An 18,068-nucleotide genomic window follows, 5' to 3' on the forward strand; every position below is an offset into this window, starting at 1 on the left:
CATGACCGCTCTTCAACGCGACAGTATCCTGCTGATCCACCCGCTCGGCTACCGCCCCGAGGCGGCCGGCCGCGACATCTCGCGCCTGGCCAACCTCATGCCGCCGCTGGGGCTGGCGAGCATCGCCGCCTACCTGGAGCAGCGCGGGATCAGCGCCCACATCGTGGACTGTTTCGCCCATCCCGACGACCAGCGGGTGATTCGCGACACCCTGCGCGCCGTGCGCCCGGCCTTTGTCGGTTTCAGCTGCACCACCTCGAGCTTTCTCGACGGGGTGCGTCTGGCGGCCATGGCCCGCAGCGAGCTCCCCGGCATCCGCACCGTGTTCGGCGGCCCCCACGTCTCGGCCCTGCGCGAGCGGCTGCTGCGCGATTATCCCGAGATCGACTTCGCCGTGGTCGGCGAGGGGGAAGAGACCCTGGCCGAGCTGATCGCCGCCGGCGGCGAGGGGGCGGAGCGGATTCCCGGGGTGGTCAGCCGCCGCGGCGACGAGGTGGTCTTCGCCGGCCATCGCGGCCAGGGGTTGGAGCTCGACAGCCTCCCCTTTCCCGCCTACGAGAAGCTCGCCGGCTACCCCGCGGCCTACCGGCTGCCGATCTTCAACTACCCGAGCACCCCCAACACCAGCTGCATCTCCAGCCGCGGCTGCCCCTACGCCTGCAGCTACTGCGACCGCTCGGTGTTTCGCCGCACCTTTCGCTACAACTCGGCCGAATACCTCTACGCCCACCTCGAGTACCTGCGCGAACGCTTCGGCATCCGCCACGTCAATTTCTACGACGACCAGTTCACCTTCAACCGGCAGCGGGTCGAGGATTTCTGCCGGAGGATGGTCGATCGCCCGCTGGGGATGACCTTCAACTGCGCGGTGCGCGCCGAGCACGTCGACCTGGAGCTGCTGCGGCAGATGAAGGGGGCCGGCTGCTGGATGGCGAGCCTCGGTATCGAGACCGGCGACCCCGAGCTGCTTGCCCAGCATCGCCAGAACGCCGACCTGCAGATGCTCGCCGAGAAGATCCGCCAGATCAAGCAGGCCGGAATCCGGGTCAAGGGGCTGCTGATGATGGGCCTGCCCGGCGAAACCGAAACGAGCATCCGGCGCAGCATGGAGTACGTCTACTCGCTGCCCATCGACGATTTCAACCTGGCCAAGTTCACCCCCTTTCCCGGCTCGCCCCTCTACGAGAAGATCCACGAGCTGGGGAGCTTCGACGAGGACTGGGAGCAGATGGACTGCATGCAGTTCCGCTTCGTCCCCCACGGCATGAGCCGCGAGCGGCTCGAGGAGCTGTTCACCGAGTTCTACAAGCGCCACTTCCAGCGCCCGCGGGTGCTGGCCGGCTACGCCGCCATGCTCTGGCGCTCCCCCGACAGCTGGAAGCGCTTCGCCCTGAACCTGGGCGACTTTCTGCGCTTCGCCCGCAGCAACCGGCGCATCGCCGAGGAGACTCCCCATGGCTGAGGCTCTCCGGCTGCTGGTGGTGATCCCCCTCTACAACCACGGCGCCAGCGTGCGCGCCGTGGCCGAGCGGGCCCTGGCGGTGCATGAACAGGTGCTGGTGGTCGACGACGGCAGCAGCGACGGCGGCGCCGAGACCCTGGCCGGGCTGCCGGTCGCCGTGCTGCGCCACGCAAGCAACCGCGGCAAGGGGGCGGCGATCATGACCGCGGCCCGCGAGGCGCGCCGGCTGGGGATGACCCACATCGCCACCATCGACGCCGACGGCCAGCACGACCCCGCCGATCTGCCCAAACTGCTCGAGGTGGTACGCGAGACCCCCCTGTCGGTGGTGGTCGGCACGCGCGATTTCGCTACCGCCAACGTCCCCGGCTCGAGCCGCTTCGGGCGCAAATTCTCCAATTTCTGGCTGCGCTTGCAGACCGGCAAGAGCCTCGGCGACACCCAGAGCGGCTTTCGCATCTACCCGCTGCGGGTGCTCGAGGCGCTCAAGCTCGCCGAGGTCCACTACTCCTTCGAGATCGAGGTGCTGGTGAAGGCCGCCTGGGCCGGAGTGCCGCTGCGCGAGGCGCCGATTTCGGTCCACTACCCCCCCGGCGAGGAGCGCATCTCCCACTTCCGGGGGTTCATGGACAATTTCCGCCTGACCCTGCTCAACACCCAGCTGACCCTGCGCTCGGTAGCCCCCTGGCCGCACCGCAAGATCGTGGCCGAGGAGTCGGCGGCAAAACTCAGCGTGCTGCGGCCGCTGCAGTCGCTGCGCACCCTGCTGACCGAGAACGCCACCCCCGGACAGCTGGCGGCGGCCGGCGCCGTCGGGGTGATCCTGGGGGCGGCGCCGCTGATCGCCTGCCATACCATCGCCATATTGTTCGCCGCCGGATTTCTGCGCCTCAACAAGGTGGCGGCGGTGAGCACCAGCCAGCTGTGCATGCCGCCCATCGTGCCGGCGCTGTGCATCGAGGCGGGCTACTTCATGCGCCACGGCGAATTTCTCACCGAGGTCTCCCTGGAGACCCTCGGCTACCAGGGGCTGGAGCGGCTCTGGGAGTGGCTGCTCGGCTCGCTGGTCGTCGGCCCGGCGCTGGCCCTGGTGGTGGCGGGGGCGATCTACCTCATGGCGCAGATGCTGCAAAGGGAACCTCGTGTCGCCGGGTGAGGACAAGAGTGCGACCCGGGGGCGCTGGAGCAGCCGCAGCATCGGCGCGGCCTGGCAGCACCGCTTTTTCTACGGGCTGATCCGCCTCGGCGGGCGGCGGGTGGCCTACGCCATGCTGGCGCTGGTGGTTCTCTACTACGTGCTGCTGCGCCCCGACCAGCGCCGCAAGAGCCAGTTCTACCTGCGCCGGAGGTTTCCCGAGGCGCGCGGCTTCGGGCTGCTGAGCCACAGCTACCGGATGAGCCTGGCCCTGGGCAAGTCGCTCATCGACCGGGCGGTGGTGGGGATTCTCGGGCCCGGCTCGACCCGGGTGAGCCTTTCCGGGCGCGAGGAGCTGCTGGCGCTTTTGGCCGAGGGCAAAGGGCTGATCCTGGTCACCGCCCACGCCGGCTCCTGGCAGACGACCATGGCCGCCCTCGATTTTCTCCAGCAGCCGGTCAGCCTGCTGATGCAGCGCGAGGCAGGGGATATCGACCGGCACTATTTCGAGCACGGCGGCCGCGCCTGCCCGTTTCGCGTCATCGACCCCAGGGGCTACCTGGGGGGTGCCCTGGAGATGCTCGAAGTGCTCAAGCGCGGCGAGATCCTCTCGGTGATGGGCGACCGGCTGCTCGGCAGCGACCGCAACGCGGTAGCGGTCGACTTTCTCGGCGCCCCGGTGCGCTTCCCCTTCAGCGCCTACAAGCTGGCCTCGGCCACCGGCGCGCCGATCGGGGTGCTGCTCTCGGCCAAGACCGGGACCGACAGCTACGAGCTGCGCCTGGCCCGGGTGATCCGGGTGCCGGCCGCTCTCAAGCGCGGCAGCGGGGCCTTCGCCCCCTATGTGCGGCAGTTCGCCGAAACCCTCGAGGACTATACGCAAAAACACCCTTACCAGTTCTTCAATTTCTACGACATGTGGGAAACCGAGCCCGCGGCGTCGGCCCTGTCCGACCCGCCTGACAACAAGGAGTGAGACTGACGATGTCGACCAAGGAAAAACTCAAGCAGATGCTGGTGGAAGAACTCAACCTCGAAGACCTCTCCCCCGAGGAGATCGAGGACGACGCCCCCCTGTTCGGCGAAGGGCTGGGGCTCGATTCCCTCGACGCGGTGGAGCTGGTGGTGCTGATCCAGAAGCACTTCGGCGTGGAGATCAAGGACATGGAGGAGGGCCGGCCCGCGCTGCAGTCGGTCAATACCCTGGTCAGCTTCATCGAGGCCAAGCGCGCCGCATGAGCCCTCAGCGACCCGTCGCCGTGACCGGCGCCGGCTGCCTGTGCGCCGCCGGCGCCAATCTCGCTGCCTGCCTCGAAGCGCTGTTCGCCGGGCGCAGGGCGCCTGCTCCGCCGAGCCTGTTCAGCACCGGCCATCCGGCCAGCTACCCGGTCTTCGAGGTGCCCGAGGCGTTTTTCCCGGCCGCGGTCCCGGCGGACCCGGAGCTGCTGCGCACCGCCCGGCTGGCGGTGGCCGCCTCGGCCGAGGCCCTGGCCGATGCCGGCTGGGAGATTGGCGAGCTGCGCAAACTGCGGGTCGGGGTGATCGTCGGCACCACCGTCGGCAGCGCCATGAACAACGAGGAGTTCTACCGCGACTATCGCGGCGGCGGGCGCCCCGACCTGGCGGCCATCCGGCGCTTTCTGCGCAGCAACCCGGCGGCGGCGGTGGCCCGCCATTTCGGCTTCGACGGGCCGCTGCAGACGGTGGTCAATGCCTGTTCCTCGGCCACCGACGCGCTGGGGATCGCCGCCCAGTGGCTGCGCGACGACCTTTGCGACCTGGTGCTGGCCGGCGGCGCCGACGAGCTGTGCCGCACCACCTACAACGGTTTCATTTCGCTGATGATCACCGACACCGAGGCGGTGCGCCCCTTCGACCGCACCCGGCGCGGCCTCAACCTCGGCGAGGGGGCGGGGATGCTGGTGCTGGAAAGCGATGCCCTGGTCCAGCGCCGGCCCGGGCGGGCCCGCGCCCGGCTGGTCGGCTACGGCGGGGCCTGCGACGCCCATCACCTGACCGCGCCCCATCCCGAGGGCGCCGGGCTCCGGCGGGCCCTGGAAGAGGCGTTGGCCGGCGCCGGCTGCGCCCCCGGGGAGATCGCCTTCGTCAACGCCCACGGCACCGGCACCCCGGACAACGACCGGGTGGAGAGCCGCACCCTGGCCGAGGTGCTGCCGGGCGTCCCCTTTCTTTCCACCAAGGGGTTCACCGGGCACACCCTGGGAGCGGCCGGCGGCATCGAGGCGGCCTTTACCCTGGCCTGCCTGGAGCAGGGACGCATCCCGGGCAGCGTCGGCTTCGCCGAGGCCGACCCCGAGCTGCCGGTCGCCCCGGTGCGGCAGATCACCGCCACCCAGGGGCGGCTGGCCCTGTCCCAGTCGCTGGCCTTCGGCGGCAACAACGCGGTGATCATTTTTGCAAAGGGGGAGCGCGCATGAGTCCGCTGGCGATTCAGGGGATCGGGGTGCTGGGCGGGTTCGGCTGCGGCCTGGACGCGCTGCGGCGCAGCTTGGCCGAGGGGCCGGCCGCGCCGGGGCAGCTGGCGGTAGCGGCGGGCGCTCAGGAGCTGCAGCTGCCGGCCTACCTGGCCGACCCGGCGCCGCTCGAGCGCTTCGTCAACAAGCGCGCGACCCGGCGCATCGACCATTTTTCCAAAATGGCCCTGCTCGGCGCCCACCTCGCCCTGGAGGACGCCGGGGCGCTGGAGGCCTCCCGGGAGCGGATGGGGGTGGTGATCGCCAGCGGCTACGGCGCCACCCGCACCACCTTTTCGTTTCTCGATTCGGTGCTCGAGGACGGCGACGCCTTCGCCTCGCCCACCCACTTCTCCAACTCGGTGCACAACGCGGCGGCCGCCCACGTGGCGATCCAGCTCAAGGCCACCGGCCCGAGCCTGACGGTGAGCCAGTTCGAGATGTCCGTCGCCTCGGCGCTGCTCACCGCCCGGCGCTGGCTGGCCGAGGAGCGGGTCGACAGCGTGCTGTTCGGCGCGGTGGACGAGGTGTGCGCGGTGCTCGGCCACTGCTGGGAGCGCTTCTTCCCCGAGCCGAGCCGGCGGATCGAGCCCTTCGCCTTCGCGCGGCAGAGCGCCGTCCCCGGCGAAGGGGCGGCCTTTTTCCTGCTGACCGGCGATGAGCAGGGGCGCCACGGCCGCATCACTTCGGTGCGCCAGGGGAGGGTCGCGGCGCTGTCGCAGGCCGCTGGACCCTGGCTGCTCAATGCCGACGGGCATTCCAGTTGCAGCGGCTACTACCGGCAGCTGCTCCCCGGCCCCGCGGCGGTGACGGCCGCGACTCCCCATTACGGCAGCCTGCCGGTGGGGCAGGCCTTCGACCTGGCGGTGGCGGCCCTGGCGCTGGGTGGCGCAGGACTGCCCGCGCCGGCCGGGGGCGAAACACTCCCCGAGCCCTGGCAGCCGGCAGGCGGCGTTCTGGAGGCCGATGCCCTGGGCTGCCTGAAATGCGACGGCCGCGGCAATTTCGGCGCGGTGACGCTGGCCAGGGGCTGAGGTGCGGCGCCTTTTCGTCTGGCTGCTCCCGCTGCTGCTTCTGCCGACCCTGGCTTGCGGGGCGCAGCAGACGGTTGCCACCCGCTACGGCCTGGGGGGGACCCTGGGGGTGGTCTACGATCCGGGCGCGGACATCGAGTTCGTGCAGCTAAATGGCTTCGCCCTGTTCGATTACGACGCGATCTGGCCCCACCGGGCCCCCGAGCCGCTGCGCTTCAAGCTCGAGGGGAATCTCGGGGCGACCACCTCGCCGCGGACCCGCGCCCTGGTCTCGGCCAACATGCTGGCGCTCTATTTTCTGGACGGATTTCGCGGCGCCACCTTTCGCCCCTACGCCGAGGCGGGGATCGGGCTGATCTACAGCGATTTCCGAGTCAAGGGGCAGGGGCTGCGGGTCAATTTCAACCCCCAGGCGGGCCTCGGTGCCGAGCTGGACTGGGGGAGCGGGCCACCCGGGTATGTCGCGGTGCGGCTGCACCACGTCTCCAACGGCGGGCTCCACGAGGACAACCGGGGGCTCAATTCGGTGCTGCTGCAGTTCGGCTGGTTTTTCCCCTGACGGGATATGTGGGGGTTCGAACCTGGAAAAGGCATTTGGCCACGGATCAAATCTGATCAAATCGGATTTTCAAAGCCTTGATGGATTCGATTCCAAAACCCGGACGGGCATGCCCTGCAATAGGCTTTGCCTTGGATATATCAGACCTTATCCGATCCTATCCGTGGCTGATTGAGGTTTAGGTGTTGAAGGGTTCCATGGTGGTTTGTGTCGCTGTTTTCAATGCTCGAGGAGGAGCGAACCATGAAGAAAATGACGGCGGTGTTGGGACTGTTGGTATCTTTGACTCTGACCGGAACGGGCAACGCCCAGCCCGATCGCAGCGCCGAAACGGCCAACCTGCTGGCCGGGCTCACCTCGAGCAGCGGCGCCCGCCGGATTCAGGCCGCCAAGCTCGTCACCCAGGCCGGGCTGCGCGACCAGGGGTTGTACGAAACCATCGCCGCCCTGCTCAAGCAGGGTTACGCCGCGGGGACCGAGGATGAGCACGTGGATGAGATGTCCTGGCTGTGCAAGGCCCTGGCCGCCTCGGGAGATCCCCGCTACCGGGAGCTGCTGCAGGAGGTCGCCGCCCGGGCTCTCAGCCCCAAACTGCAGCATTATGCCCGGCAGAGCGAGGAACTGATCGAGGAGTACGCCGAGCGCAGCCGGGTGCTGAATGCGACCGAGTCCTGGGATGCCGAGCTGAACGCCGAGGAAAACCGGCTGGTCAACATGCTGGGCTCGGACGATCCCGGGTTGAAGCGCGACGCCGCCAAAAACGTGGTGCGCAGCCTCCAGGTCCATCCCCGGGTCTACGAGGTGATCGCCGCAGAACTGCTCGAGATGCTGGCCGCGGGGAACTCCGGGACCCTGGAAATCGATACCATGGCCTGGTTGTGCAAGGCTCTGGCCGGCTCCGGCGAGAGCAAATACCTGGAAACCCTGAAGCAGGTCGAGGCCGGGACTCAGAACCTCAAACTGAAATCCCACGTGGCCAAGGCCATCAAGCAGATCAATTAGAGTTAAAGAGAGTTGTTTTGAAACGAGAAGACGTACCCCAGGACGCCGCGATCTTTGGCCAGTGGCACGGGATCTGCTACGCCCTCGATGACGAGGGGCGCTACGTGCTGACCCCCAGTGCCGGCTGGGACCCGGCCAACGTGGCCAACCTGCAGGCCTGGGAGGTGATCGCCGAGGAGATCCGCGAGGCGATCGAGGCGGTGCGCTCAGGCACCGCCAGCCCCCTGGCCTTTCACATGGCCCGCTGCCAGATGGATGTCGGCCTGCTCGCCAGCTATGCGCATCTGCCCCGCTGGCGGGTCAGGCGCCACTTGCGGCCGGCAGTCTACGCCCGCCTCAAGCCCGAACTGCGGGCGCGCTACGCCAGGGTTTTCGGGGTGGCGCCGGAGCATCTCGACCAGATTCCCGATATGCCCCAGCTGCCCGTTGCCCTGGACGAATATCGCGAGGACCAGGCCCAGTGAATATCGATTTTGCCCACCGTCAATCGGCCCACTGCGAAAGCGGGGTCACCGCCAACCTGCTGTCCCACCACGGCATCGAGATTTCCGAGGCGCTGGCCTTCGGTATCGGTTCGGGGCTGTTTTTCGGCTATCTCCCCTTCGTGCGCATCAACCGCCTGCCGCTGGTCACCTTCCGCTCGGCCCCCGGGGCGATCTTCAAACGGGTCGCCCAGCGCCTCGGCGTGGAGGTCACCCGCAAAAAGTTCCGCGTCCCCGAGCAGTCCATGGCCGCCCTCGACCAGGCCCTGGGCCAGCGGATTCCCGTGGGGCTGCAGACCGGCGTCTTCTGGCTCCCCTATTTTCCGCCCGCCCTGCGTTTTCACTTCAACGCCCACAACCTGGTGGTGCACGGCCGCGAGGGGGACGCCTATCGCATCAGCGACCCGGTCATCGACGAGCCGGTGCTCTGCCCCCGCGAGGACCTGATGCGGGCGCGTTTCGCCGAAGGGGCGCTGGCGCCCAAGGGGGCCATGTATTACCTGGAAAAAGTCCCCGGCCAGGTCGACCTGCGCCCGGCGGTCAAGGCCGGCATGCGCGAGGTCGGCCGGCGCATGGTCAAGGCCCCGGTGCCGATCATCGGGGTGCGCGGCATCCGCTACCTGGCCGGCCAGCTGGAGCGCTGGCCGCAGAAACTCGGCGCCAAGCGCTCCGGCCAGTACCTGGGACACCTGATCCGCATGCAGGAAGAGATCGGCACCGGCGGCGGGGGCTTCCGCTTCATCTACGCCGCCTTCCTGCAGGAGGCCGCCGAGCTGCTCGGCGCGCCGCGCCTGAGCGAACTCTCCCGGGAGCTGACCGGCATCGGCGACCGCTGGCGCGAGTTCGCCCTGCTCGGGGCGCGCCGCTGCAAGGGGCGCGGCGCTGAGGAAACCTCCTATCCCCGGCTCGCCGCCATGCTTCGCGAATGCGCCGAGCGCGAGGAGAAACTGTTCCGCAGCCTGTTGGCCGCACTTTGAGACTCCCGGCACTTTCCCCGGAAGGCAATCCGCCATGACCGTCCAGTTGGCCCGCAGGGCGAGGATACCAGCCAGCGAACCGCAGCGCCCCGAGGTGGTTTGCGCCGCGGATCTGGCTTTTCGTTACCCGGGAGCGTCCCGGGAGGCGGTGGGCGGACTTTCCCTGAGCATCCTGGAGGGGGAGGTGTTCGGCCTGCTCGGACCCAACGGCGCCGGGAAGACCACCACCATCTCCATGCTCAGCACCCTGCTGCGCCCCGGCCGCGGCCGGCTGCAGGTCTGCGGGGTCGACCTGCTGCGCCAGCCGCGCTCGGTGCGTTCGCAGATCGGCCTGGTGCCCCAGGAGATCGCCCTCTACCCGAGCCTGAGCGTTCGCGAGAACCTGAGCTACTTCGGCCGTTTGCACGGCCTGCGCGGCAGGGAGCTCGAGCAGCGGGTGGCCCAGTGCCTGGAGCTGGTCGGTCTCGCGGAGCATGGGGACCGGCGCATCGAGGCCTGCTCCGGGGGGATGAAGCGGCGCGCCAATCTGGCCGCGGGGATCGTGCATCGCCCGCGCCTGCTGTTTCTCGACGAGCCCACCGTGGGGATCGACCCCCAGTCGCGCAGCACCATTCTGGAAAACCTCGCCCGGTTGAAAGAGCAGGGGGTGACCCTGGTCTACACCACCCATTACATGGAGGAGGCGCAGCAGCTCTGCACCCGCCTGGCCATTGTCGATGGCGGCCGGGTGATCGCCGAGGGGACCTCGGAGGAGCTGATCGCCGCCGGCGACGGCTGCGCCAACCTCGAGGAGCTCTTTCTCCAGCTGACCGGCAGGCAGCTGCGCGACTGAGGGCGGAGAGTTTTTTCGATGAGACAGTTCTGGGCCACCTACTGCAAAGACCTGCTGGTGCTCGGCCGCGACCGGGCCGGGCTGCTGGTGCTGTTTTTCATGCCGGCGGTTTTGGTCCTGGTGGTCTCGCTGGTGCAGAACAACGTGCTCGAAACCACCGGTGCCAGCGGCTTGCAGGTTCTGTTCGTGGACGAGGACGGCAGCGCCCTGACCGAGCGGCTGCGCCAACGGCTGGGCGCCATCGAGGCGCTGCAGCTGGTGCAGAGCGTCGACACCCAACCCCTGAGCGAGGCCGCCGCCCGCCAGCTTGTCGACGAGGGGGATTTCCAATTCGGCATCCTGGTTCCCGAAGGGGCGGGGGCGCTGCTGCAGGAGCGGGCCCGGGAACTGGCCCGCCAGGCCCTTCGCGGTGACGGCGAGGGGGCGGCTTCGGCCGCAGCCGAGCCGCTGCCGCTGGTGGTCTTTTTCGACCCGACGGTGCAGGGCATTTTCCGCACCGCCGTTACCAGCTCCCTCAACCAGGTGCTGCTCGGCATCGAGGCCGAGGAGAAGGGGCGCGAGCTGGCCCGCGCCCTGAATACCGCCTTTGCCGCCCGCAGCGGCGGTTTCATGGGGGGCGGGGCGCTGCTCGGCGAGGACCGGCTGCGCCGGGTGCTGGTCGAGGAGAGTCTGCTGCCGGTGCAGCAGCAGGCGGCCGCCAGCGAGGTGGAGCGCCCCCAGCCCAACGCCGTGCAGCAGAACGTGCCGGCCTGGGCGCTGTTCGGCATGTTTTTCATCGTCGTCCCCCTTTCCGGGGCCCTGCTGCGCGAACGGCAGGAAGGGACGCTGCTGCGCCTGCGCACCCTGCCGGTGGCCTATGGCGTCATCCTGCTCGGTAAGATCAGCGCCTTCGCCAGCGTCTGCCTGGTGCAGTTTTCCCTGATGTTGGTGGTGGGCAAGCTGCTGCTGCCGCTGTTGGGGACCCCGCAGCTCGATCTGCAGGGCCGGCTGGCCGCCGCCTACCTGCTCGCCCTGTGCGCGGCCCTGGCCGCCACCGGCTTCGGGCTGCTGGTGGGAACCGCCGCCCGCAGTTACGAGCAGGCCTCCATGTTCGGCGCGGTTTCGGTGGTGGTGGCTGCCGCCCTGGGCGGGGTCATGGTCCCGGTCTACGTGATGCCCAAGGGGATGCAGGCGGTCAGCGCCTTCTCCCCCCTGGCCTGGGGGCTGGAGGGTTTTCTCGAAATATTCGTGCGCGGCGGCGGCCTGGCCGAGGTTGCCCCCAACGCGCTTTGTCTGTTGGCCTTTTTCGCCGTCACCCTGACCCTGGCCTTGACCCTGTTCCAGCGGGGCAACAGCCTGGGGCGCTAGCGGCGGAGTTTTTCCCAGGAGTAAATTGACGATGGCAGATGTCACCTCGCTCGAAACCGAACTTCAGGAACTGATTATCGACGCCTGCAACGTGCCCGACGCCCCCGAGGAGGTCGATCCCGAGGCCCCTCTGATCGGCCCGGACTCCCCGCTGGGGCTCGATTCTCTCGATGCGGTCGAGGTGGTGGTGGCGGTGCAGAAAAAATACGACGTGCGCATCGGCGGCCAGGACACCAGCCGCGAGGTGCTGCGCTCGCTGCGCACGTTGGCGGATTTTATTCGCCACGGCCAATCTTGAGGGGGCGACACTGGGAAGCCCCATTTTTCTACAATGTGAATGATGCAAACTGTTTCAAGGAGGGCTTTATGTTTCGTAAGGGTTTGTTTTTTATTGGCTTTGCAATGCTGGTGCTGGCCTCGGGATGTGCCTCGTCGGGGAAGATTTCCCAGAGCAAGATTCCGGTGGAGCGGGTGGCGGTTGTGGCCTTTGCAGTGAACAGTTATGGCCCTTTCGGGGTAAAACAGATCCCCGATGCGCTGATCAAAGACCAGGTAACATCGATGCTCAAACATACAGAGGATGAACTGGCAAAGCATTGGAGCGTTGTTCCAGCTAAATCTTTTGTCGATAGCTCCGAGTATCAGAAGCTGAGCATTGGGCAACTGAAATCCGGCCTGGTTGGACCGATTTTCGAGAATGGGGCCCTGCTAAGTTTCAGCAATAGCCGCAGAGATGTTATTAAAGGGGTTCTCGACCCCCAAATCGCCAAGGGGCTATGCAATCAGCTGGGAGTCGATGCCGTGATGTTGGTATATTCGGAATGGACTGTGAATACCGGGAAATTTATTCCGACCCAAAAAGCGCTGACCAAGAATTGTTTCGCCATGTATGACCGGGCCGGAAACAGGCTGTTTTTTGATCGCAAGGACGTGGCTGGGGAGGGTTTTATCGGCGGAATGTTCGCTGGGACCCATATCAATGAGGCAACCATAGAGAAATGGGTTGCAGCTTACAATCAGGCTGCTGGCCAGGTGATAACCAATCACAAATAAAAACTTTTTCAAATAAAAGCCCCCTTAAGAGAAGGGGTCAAAAAAAGCTGCTGTCTTTTAGACAGCAGCTTTTTTTTCCTCCGCAGCTGGGAACCTGGCGCACAAAAGTGACACCAAATCAAATGCGGAAGGCGTTATGTCGGCTAATTTGTAAAAAAAGGGTTTCGCTACCCCTGGTCGGGATTGTCCTTCTCCAACGGCGGGAACCGACGTCCCTTCACGGCGGTTTCCAATTCCTCCCGTGGGGAGCAGCTGAATTTCTTGTAGGCTTTATCCAGGTGATTCATCCAGTGCTTGAGCAGGCGCCCTCCGGAGCGGCTCAGGTATTGCCCGGGAGTCCTCTTGATTTCGACATTGCCGTTTTCCGCGACGCTGCCGTCGACGGAAATGCAGTAGGACCCCCGGCAGGCCTTGGCCTGGACCAGGCCGGCTTCCGGGTCGGCCCCTTCGATGGTCCAGCGTTTCCCCTCCAGGGCCATGACCAGGGCCGCAAAGGAAGTGTCCCGCGTGTCGGTGGTCAGCGAGCAGGGGGCCAGTTTCAGCGGCCTTTCCGCCAGGTAGTGGGATGAGCAGCCGCACAGGGCGACCAGGCAGACCAACAGCAGCGGTCGGATCATTTTCATGCTTCGCCTCCTTTTTAAAAAAAGTTACAGAACAGGGCGGCGACTCAGACCGCCGTCAACAGCATGTAGCACATGGAGAACCTGCCGCTCTCCGGTATGAAGCAGAGCAGCTTCTCGCCCTTTTTGATCCGGCCGGATTTGAAGAGCTCCTCCAGGATGATGAAGATGGAGGCCGAGCCGGTGTTCCCCTTGGTGGTGAGGTTGGTGAACCAGCGCTCCAGCGGGATGTCGCAGCCGATCTGCTTCATTCTCTCGTAAAGTTCGGCCCGGAAATAGTTCGAGGAATAGTGGGGGAGGAACCAGTCGATCTGGCTCGGGTCGAGGGCGTGTTTCTCCATGACCCGCGGCAGGGTGCGGTCCGCTGCGGTGATGATGATCTCCTTGTTGAGCAGCTTGACATCCTGCTTGATCAAAAAGGCGCCCTGTTCCACCGCCTCGCTCAGAGAGGCGTGCTCCCGCCAGCCGGTGACCGTGCCGTCGCCGTTCTTGGTGGCGCCGGCGTACATGCAGGTTTCCATTTCATGGGCGAAGGAGACCAGCTCGATCCAGTCGATGCGCAGCGACAGGCGCCCGTCGGCGGGGCGGTCGGTCAAAAAGGCGGCGCCGGCGCCGTCGGAGAGCATCCAGCGCAGAAAGTCGGCCTCGAAGGAGAGCGCCGGCTGCTTTTCCAGCTCTGCCGCCTTCTGCGGGTCGACCGCTCCGCACAGGCGCGAGCGTAAAAAGCTGGACGCAAGTTCCGAGCCGGCGGCCACCGCGTTGCGCGTCAGGCCGAGAGCGACATTCATGTAGGCGTATTTGAGCGCCGCCATCCCCGAAATGCAGATCCCCGCGGCGCTCATGACCTCGCAGGGGGCGCCCCCCAGCTCGCCGTGGACCATCAGGCCGTGTCCCGGCATGAGCTGGTCGGGGGAGGAGGTGCCGCAGCAGAGGCACTCGATGTCCTTTTCGCTGAAACTGGCGAAGGGGCGCAGACGGCGGATCGCCTCGGCGGTCAGCTGGGCATTGCTGTGGGTGGTGCGCCCGGTCTGCGGGTCGATGGCGTAGTGGCGGGATTCGATCCGGTTGTTGCGCAGGATGATCCGCCGGGTCCGCGAGGGAACCTGGTTGGCCATGCCCAGAATCTGTTCCATCTGGTCGTTGGCAACCGGAGCGTTGGGCAGAAATGCTGCCAGGTCGGTAATGAAAACGGCCATTTAGGTTGACTTTCTCCTACAGCTTGGCATGGGCGTGGCCGGCCTTGAGCAGCGCAGCATACCTCTGGTAGAAGATGCGCTCCTCAAGCCTGGTGGGGACCACGGCGTTGGTCAGGGTGTAGTAATCGAGATCGTGGATGGTGATGCGCTCACGCATGCCGGCATACAGGGGGGTGCCGGGCAGGGGGGTCAGCACCGTGTACATGGGCAGGTCGACGGGATTATCCGCCACGTAGGCTTCCAGCGCGTCGAACTGGGCTTCGTCGTAATCGGGCGAAATGATGAAATCGCCGACGATGGTCAGGCCGATCTGGTGCAGAATCCGGATCGCTTCGCTGTTGACGGCTGCGGAGTTGGCCTTGTTCAGTCCGTCGAGGGCCACGTCACTCACTTCCTCGAAGCCGATGACCACCGCGCGCAGGCCGATCTCTTTCCACAGCCGCAGCAGTTCGGGATGGCGCACCACGGTGTCGGAGCGCACGTCGGCGAGAAAATGCTTGCGGATGCCCGCCGCCCGGATCGCTTCGGCCAGGCGGCGGGCGTGCTGGGGATTGCCGAAGGTGTTGGCATCCACCAGGCGGATCACCGGGGTCTGCTCCAGTTGGCCGATGTCGCGCAGAATGGTATCGATCCCCGCGGTGAGGTAACGGCCGCCGGTGACCGGGGCGATGCAGCAGAAGGAGCAGTCGAAGGGGCAACCGAAGGCCGAGGCGACGAACCCCATCTCCAGGCCGAGGCTCTGCAGGGTGTAGTGGGGGCGGTAACGTTCGACCAGCCCGTAGGCGGGGGGGCGCTCCTGAACCAGGTCCTGCCGGCTGTAGGAGCGTGCGGGCCAGGTCAGGGCGCGGCCCGGGGCGGTTGCGGCGATCCCGGGGATCGCCGCGGAGTCGCCCGCCGTCTCCAGGGTGTCGACCAGTTGGCGCAGGCTCTGCTTGCCGAGACCGACAACCACGAAGTCGATTTCCGGGCGGTTGAAGAATTGCGGATCGTTGGAGGCGTGCACCCCGCCCACCACCACCCGGGCATTGCAGTTCTCTTTGACCTGCCGCGCCAGGCGCAGGACGCTGTTGGCCTCGCAGGTCATGGCCGTGAAACCGACCAGCTCGGGGGCGAAGCCGGCCAGTTCGTCGGGCAGCGCCTCCGGCTCCACCTTCAGATCGACGATCCGCACCTCGTGGCCGTGCAGATTGCCGGCCAGGGTTTCCAGGGCGAGGGGCTCTCCTCGGAAAATCTGCTTCAGCGAATCGATCCCGTAGCGTTCCTCGGGGATGCTGCGGCCGCAGTTGGGAGGGTTGACCAGGAGAATGCGCATGTTTCCAATAATTAAAGATCTTGTCGGCTGACCGGCGATTGTCTGTGGGGACGAATAGTAGCGTTTTTTGCTTTTAATGTAAATTTAAGAAGCCGCTATTCCGTCAAAAAAACGACGCGAGAGGAGATTTTCATCCTCCTGGCCCGGCACCGGGAAAATCGATCAGCGGGCGCATGGCGGTGATCCTGAAGGTGACCGCGCAGCGGATCATCCGGGCGGCCATGCTTCCGGCCTGCTCGGCCACCTGCTTGACCATGCCCTCCAGCAGCGGGCCGGAGGTTGCCGTCCCCGCCAGCTCCAGGTAGACTCGCGCCCCCCGCCAGCTCAGCACCTGGGGGCCGGGGAGGGCGACCAGCAGTACCGCGCGGGGATTGCTGCGCAGATTATGCAGGGACCTGTTCTCCCCCATGGCCAGGGCCAGGGTGTTTTCGCCAAGCAGGTGCACCGAGCCGAATACGGCCGCGTTGGGGGCCCCCGCTTCATCCACAGTGCTCAGGGTGGTGATGCGGCCAGCCGCCTCGAGCAGGACCGCAAGCTGTTTGAAATCCATTGGCAATCTGTCCTGGTGGTTGGTTCCCGCTGCTGACAATGCCCCGGGACGGTGCGCACCCGGGGAGGAGGTTTAGCGGTTTCCAAGAAAGCAAGATGCTTGCCAAAGTCGGCGGATCAGCGACCCGGATCGGGGGGGAACTGGCCCAGCATCCCGGGGGCCTGCGGGGGGAGGCACTGGTGGAGGAAGCTCTGCCAGGTCGCCCAGTAGCCCTCCCCCCCCACCAGGAAGGGATCGCCGTGTCCGGCCCCGGGCACGATCGCCAGTGTTTTGGGCAGCGGCGCTCGGTCAAACAGCGAACGGGCCATGGCCTGGGGGACCACCTGGTCCTGGTCTCCCTGGATAATCAGCAGCGGGGAGCGCAGCCGGGCTATCCGATCCCGGCTAGGAAAATGTTCGGCGAACAACCAGGGCATCAGCTGCACCACCCGGGGGTGGTGGTGCCGGATCAGCTCCACCAGTGAGGTGAAGGGACTCTCCAGGATAACCCCCGCGGGGGGGCGCTCCACGGCCAGCTCCAGGGCCACCGCCGCGCCGAGAGAGCGGCCGAAGTAGATCATCCGGGCCGGCTGCCAGCCTCGGCCCTCGAGGTACTCCAGGGCGCCCCGGGCGTCCCGGTAGATCCCCAGTTCGCTGGCGGTGCCACGGCTGTGTCCGGCTCCGCGGTAGTCGAAGATGAACACGTGCAGCCCCCGCTGCTGCAAGGCGGCGAGGTTCGGATACTGATGGGATAGGTTGGTCGCGGTCCCCTGGAAGAACAACACCAGGGGTTGGCCGGCCTGCCCCGGCAGATACCAGCCGTAGAGCAGGGTGCCGTCCTCGGCGGGGAACAGGATTTCCTCGAAGCCGAGCCGGGCGATGGCGGGGTTGAAGCGCAGCTCCCGGTCGGTGGCAAAGAGGAGGCTTTCCGGGATGGCGCAACCCCAGCTCAGCACCGAGACCAGCCCCAGCAGCGGAAGCAGCCGGGGCAAATTACACCTCTTTGCCAAAGGTCTGTTGCGGTCCATGGGCGATCCAGTCCGAGGGCGCGGGGCGATCAGGTAAATCTTACCATGGAAGAGTTCGTTGTCCGGCAGTTGGCCGGAGAATGAGGGGCGGGTGGCGGGGAAAATTCAGATTAGGGTTGCTGACCGGTCAAATTATGTGAGAATTTAGATTTGTAAATCCGGTCGATAAAGTTTATCCAGGCTGTCCGGTAGGAATCTCCCCCCACCTGGTGCGCGTCGCTGTGGCCGGCCCCCGGGACCAGCAGCAGGGATTTGGGGTCGGGGGCCCGGGCGAACAGCCGCAGGGACATCTCGTGGGGGATCACCCGGTCCCGGTCACCGTGCACCATCAGCAGCGGGCGGGAGAGCCTTGCTATCTTGGCCAGGTTGTCGAACCGGGCGTCGATGCTCCACCAGCCGACCAGGACATAGGTGAACGGGGTCATCTCCCAGGCGATGTCGCGCAGCGAAGTGAATGGGCACTCCAGCACGAGCCCGGCCGGGGGCTGCTTCAGGGCCATCTCCAGGGCCACCGCGGCCCCCAGGGAGCGGCCGAAATAGATCATCCGCTCCGGGCTCCAGCCCCTCTGGCGCAGCCACGCCAGGGCGCCCTGGGCGTCGCGGTAAAGATCCCGCTCCTGCAGCGGCCGCCCCTGGCTGGCGCCGTAGCCCCGATAGTCGAAAATGAAAACCGGGAGCCCCAGGTTGTGCAGGTAGTGCAGATTGAGCACCCGGTGGGTGATGTTGGCCGCATTGCCGTGAAAAAAAACCACCAGCGGCCCGGGTGATTCCGCGGGAACATACCAGCCGTGCAGTTGCACGCCGTCGGCGCTCGGGAACCAGACTTCCTCGTAAGCCATCCCGGCCCGATCGGGGGTGCTTTGGACATCGCGGCTGGAATAGAAGACATAGCGGGTTCCGAAGCCGCAGCCGGACAGCGCGAGCAGCAGCAAGCAGACCGAGATGAGATTCCAGACCCGCGCCGGGTGCGACGGGCTCATCGAGAGGTCCCTTCTCCCCCGGGCTCGAGGGGCTGGGAACAACTGG

20 protein-coding genes are annotated in these 18,068 nt (G+C 66.5%); 14 read left to right on the forward strand and 6 right to left on the reverse strand.

All coding sequences use genetic code 11. From position 1 onward, the window contains the following. The first annotated feature begins 1 nt into the window (after window position 1). The 14 genes from DESUT3_RS01360 (at window position 2) to DESUT3_RS01425 (ending at window position 12,357) form a co-directional block, all read left to right on the forward strand. A complete protein-coding gene (locus tag DESUT3_RS01360; protein ID WP_221250675.1) occupies window positions 2–1,462 on the forward strand; it encodes a B12-binding domain-containing radical SAM protein in 1,461 nt (486 codons plus the stop codon). After that, on the forward strand, window positions 1,455–2,618 hold the full coding sequence (locus DESUT3_RS01365) for a DUF2062 domain-containing protein (RefSeq protein WP_221250676.1): 1,164 nt from the start codon (window positions 1,455–1,457) through the stop codon (window positions 2,616–2,618). Before DESUT3_RS01360 ends, DESUT3_RS01365 begins: the two co-directional genes overlap by 8 nt. Beyond that, entirely contained in the window at window positions 2,605–3,573 is a 969-nt protein-coding gene (locus tag DESUT3_RS01370; RefSeq protein WP_221250678.1) for an LpxL/LpxP family acyltransferase, read from the forward strand. Before DESUT3_RS01365 ends, DESUT3_RS01370 begins: the two co-directional genes overlap by 14 nt. A gap of 8 nt (window positions 3,574–3,581) precedes the next feature. Continuing rightward, window positions 3,582–3,836 carry a phosphopantetheine-binding protein gene (locus tag DESUT3_RS01375; protein WP_221250679.1) on the forward strand — a complete coding sequence of 85 codons (255 nt, stop codon included), beginning with the start codon at window positions 3,582–3,584 and terminating at the stop codon, window positions 3,834–3,836. Continuing rightward, a complete protein-coding gene (locus tag DESUT3_RS01380; protein ID WP_221250681.1) occupies window positions 3,833–5,035 on the forward strand; it encodes a beta-ketoacyl-[acyl-carrier-protein] synthase family protein in 1,203 nt (400 codons plus the stop codon). Before DESUT3_RS01375 ends, DESUT3_RS01380 begins: the two co-directional genes overlap by 4 nt. Next, on the forward strand, window positions 5,032–6,105 hold the full coding sequence (locus DESUT3_RS01385; RefSeq protein WP_221250682.1) for a beta-ketoacyl synthase N-terminal-like domain-containing protein: 1,074 nt from the start codon (window positions 5,032–5,034) through the stop codon (window positions 6,103–6,105). Before DESUT3_RS01380 ends, DESUT3_RS01385 begins: the two co-directional genes overlap by 4 nt. 1 nt (window position 6,106) lies before the next feature. Continuing rightward, window positions 6,107–6,664, forward strand: a complete 558-nt coding sequence (locus DESUT3_RS01390) for an acyloxyacyl hydrolase (protein ID WP_221250683.1) — start codon at window positions 6,107–6,109, stop codon at window positions 6,662–6,664. A 243-nt stretch (window positions 6,665–6,907) separates the two neighbouring features. Beyond that, complete coding sequence (locus DESUT3_RS01395) at window positions 6,908–7,666, forward strand: hypothetical protein (RefSeq protein ID WP_221250684.1); 759 nt, start codon at window positions 6,908–6,910, stop codon at window positions 7,664–7,666. A 17-nt stretch (window positions 7,667–7,683) separates the two neighbouring features. After that, complete coding sequence (locus DESUT3_RS01400) at window positions 7,684–8,130, forward strand: hypothetical protein (protein WP_221250686.1); 447 nt, start codon at window positions 7,684–7,686, stop codon at window positions 8,128–8,130. Continuing rightward, a complete protein-coding gene (locus DESUT3_RS01405) occupies window positions 8,127–9,125 on the forward strand; it encodes a BtrH N-terminal domain-containing protein (protein ID WP_221250687.1) in 999 nt (332 codons plus the stop codon). Before DESUT3_RS01400 ends, DESUT3_RS01405 begins: the two co-directional genes overlap by 4 nt. Window positions 9,126–9,159: 34 nt before the next feature. Further along, a complete protein-coding gene (locus tag DESUT3_RS01410) occupies window positions 9,160–9,957 on the forward strand; it encodes an ABC transporter ATP-binding protein (protein ID WP_221250688.1) in 798 nt (265 codons plus the stop codon). An 18-nt stretch (window positions 9,958–9,975) separates the two neighbouring features. Next, a complete protein-coding gene (locus tag DESUT3_RS01415) occupies window positions 9,976–11,304 on the forward strand; it encodes an ABC transporter permease (RefSeq protein ID WP_221250689.1) in 1,329 nt (442 codons plus the stop codon). Between the two features lie 31 nt (window positions 11,305–11,335). Beyond that, the gene (locus DESUT3_RS01420) at window positions 11,336–11,602 is read left to right on the forward strand and encodes a phosphopantetheine-binding protein (protein WP_221250690.1); all 267 of its coding nucleotides are present in this window, start codon (window positions 11,336–11,338) and stop codon (window positions 11,600–11,602) included. A gap of 68 nt (window positions 11,603–11,670) precedes the next feature. Continuing rightward, window positions 11,671–12,357, forward strand: a complete 687-nt coding sequence (locus tag DESUT3_RS01425; protein WP_221250691.1) for a hypothetical protein — start codon at window positions 11,671–11,673, stop codon at window positions 12,355–12,357. Window positions 12,358–12,524: 167 nt separating this feature from the next. Here the strand turns inward: DESUT3_RS01425 and DESUT3_RS01430 are convergent, their stop codons facing one another. From DESUT3_RS01430 to DESUT3_RS01455, 6 genes are all read right to left on the reverse strand, one after another. Beyond that, complete coding sequence (locus DESUT3_RS01430; protein WP_221250693.1) at window positions 12,525–12,980, reverse strand: hypothetical protein; 456 nt, start codon at window positions 12,978–12,980, stop codon at window positions 12,525–12,527. 44 nt (window positions 12,981–13,024) lie between these two features. Continuing rightward, window positions 13,025–14,173 carry a beta-ketoacyl-ACP synthase III gene (locus tag DESUT3_RS01435; protein ID WP_221250694.1) on the reverse strand — a complete coding sequence of 383 codons (1,149 nt, stop codon included), beginning with the start codon at window positions 14,171–14,173 and terminating at the stop codon, window positions 13,025–13,027. 16 nt (window positions 14,174–14,189) lie between these two features. Then, complete coding sequence (locus DESUT3_RS01440) at window positions 14,190–15,485, reverse strand: B12-binding domain-containing radical SAM protein (protein WP_221250695.1); 1,296 nt, start codon at window positions 15,483–15,485, stop codon at window positions 14,190–14,192. A 130-nt stretch (window positions 15,486–15,615) separates the two neighbouring features. Further along, window positions 15,616–16,035, reverse strand: coding sequence for a pyridoxamine 5'-phosphate oxidase family protein (locus DESUT3_RS01445; RefSeq protein WP_221250696.1), 420 nt, complete (start codon window positions 16,033–16,035; stop codon window positions 15,616–15,618). Window positions 16,036–16,151: 116 nt separating this feature from the next. Next, on the reverse strand, window positions 16,152–17,006 hold the full coding sequence (locus DESUT3_RS01450; RefSeq protein ID WP_221250697.1) for an alpha/beta hydrolase: 855 nt from the start codon (window positions 17,004–17,006) through the stop codon (window positions 16,152–16,154). Between the two features lie 146 nt (window positions 17,007–17,152). After that, window positions 17,153–18,022, reverse strand: a complete 870-nt coding sequence (locus tag DESUT3_RS01455) for an alpha/beta hydrolase (protein ID WP_221250698.1) — start codon at window positions 18,020–18,022, stop codon at window positions 17,153–17,155. Window positions 18,023–18,068: the final 46 nt, after the last annotated feature.

The organism is Desulfuromonas versatilis (assembly GCF_019704135.1).
Taxonomy (GTDB): domain Bacteria; phylum Desulfobacterota; class Desulfuromonadia; order Desulfuromonadales; family NIT-T3; genus Desulfuromonas_A; species Desulfuromonas_A versatilis.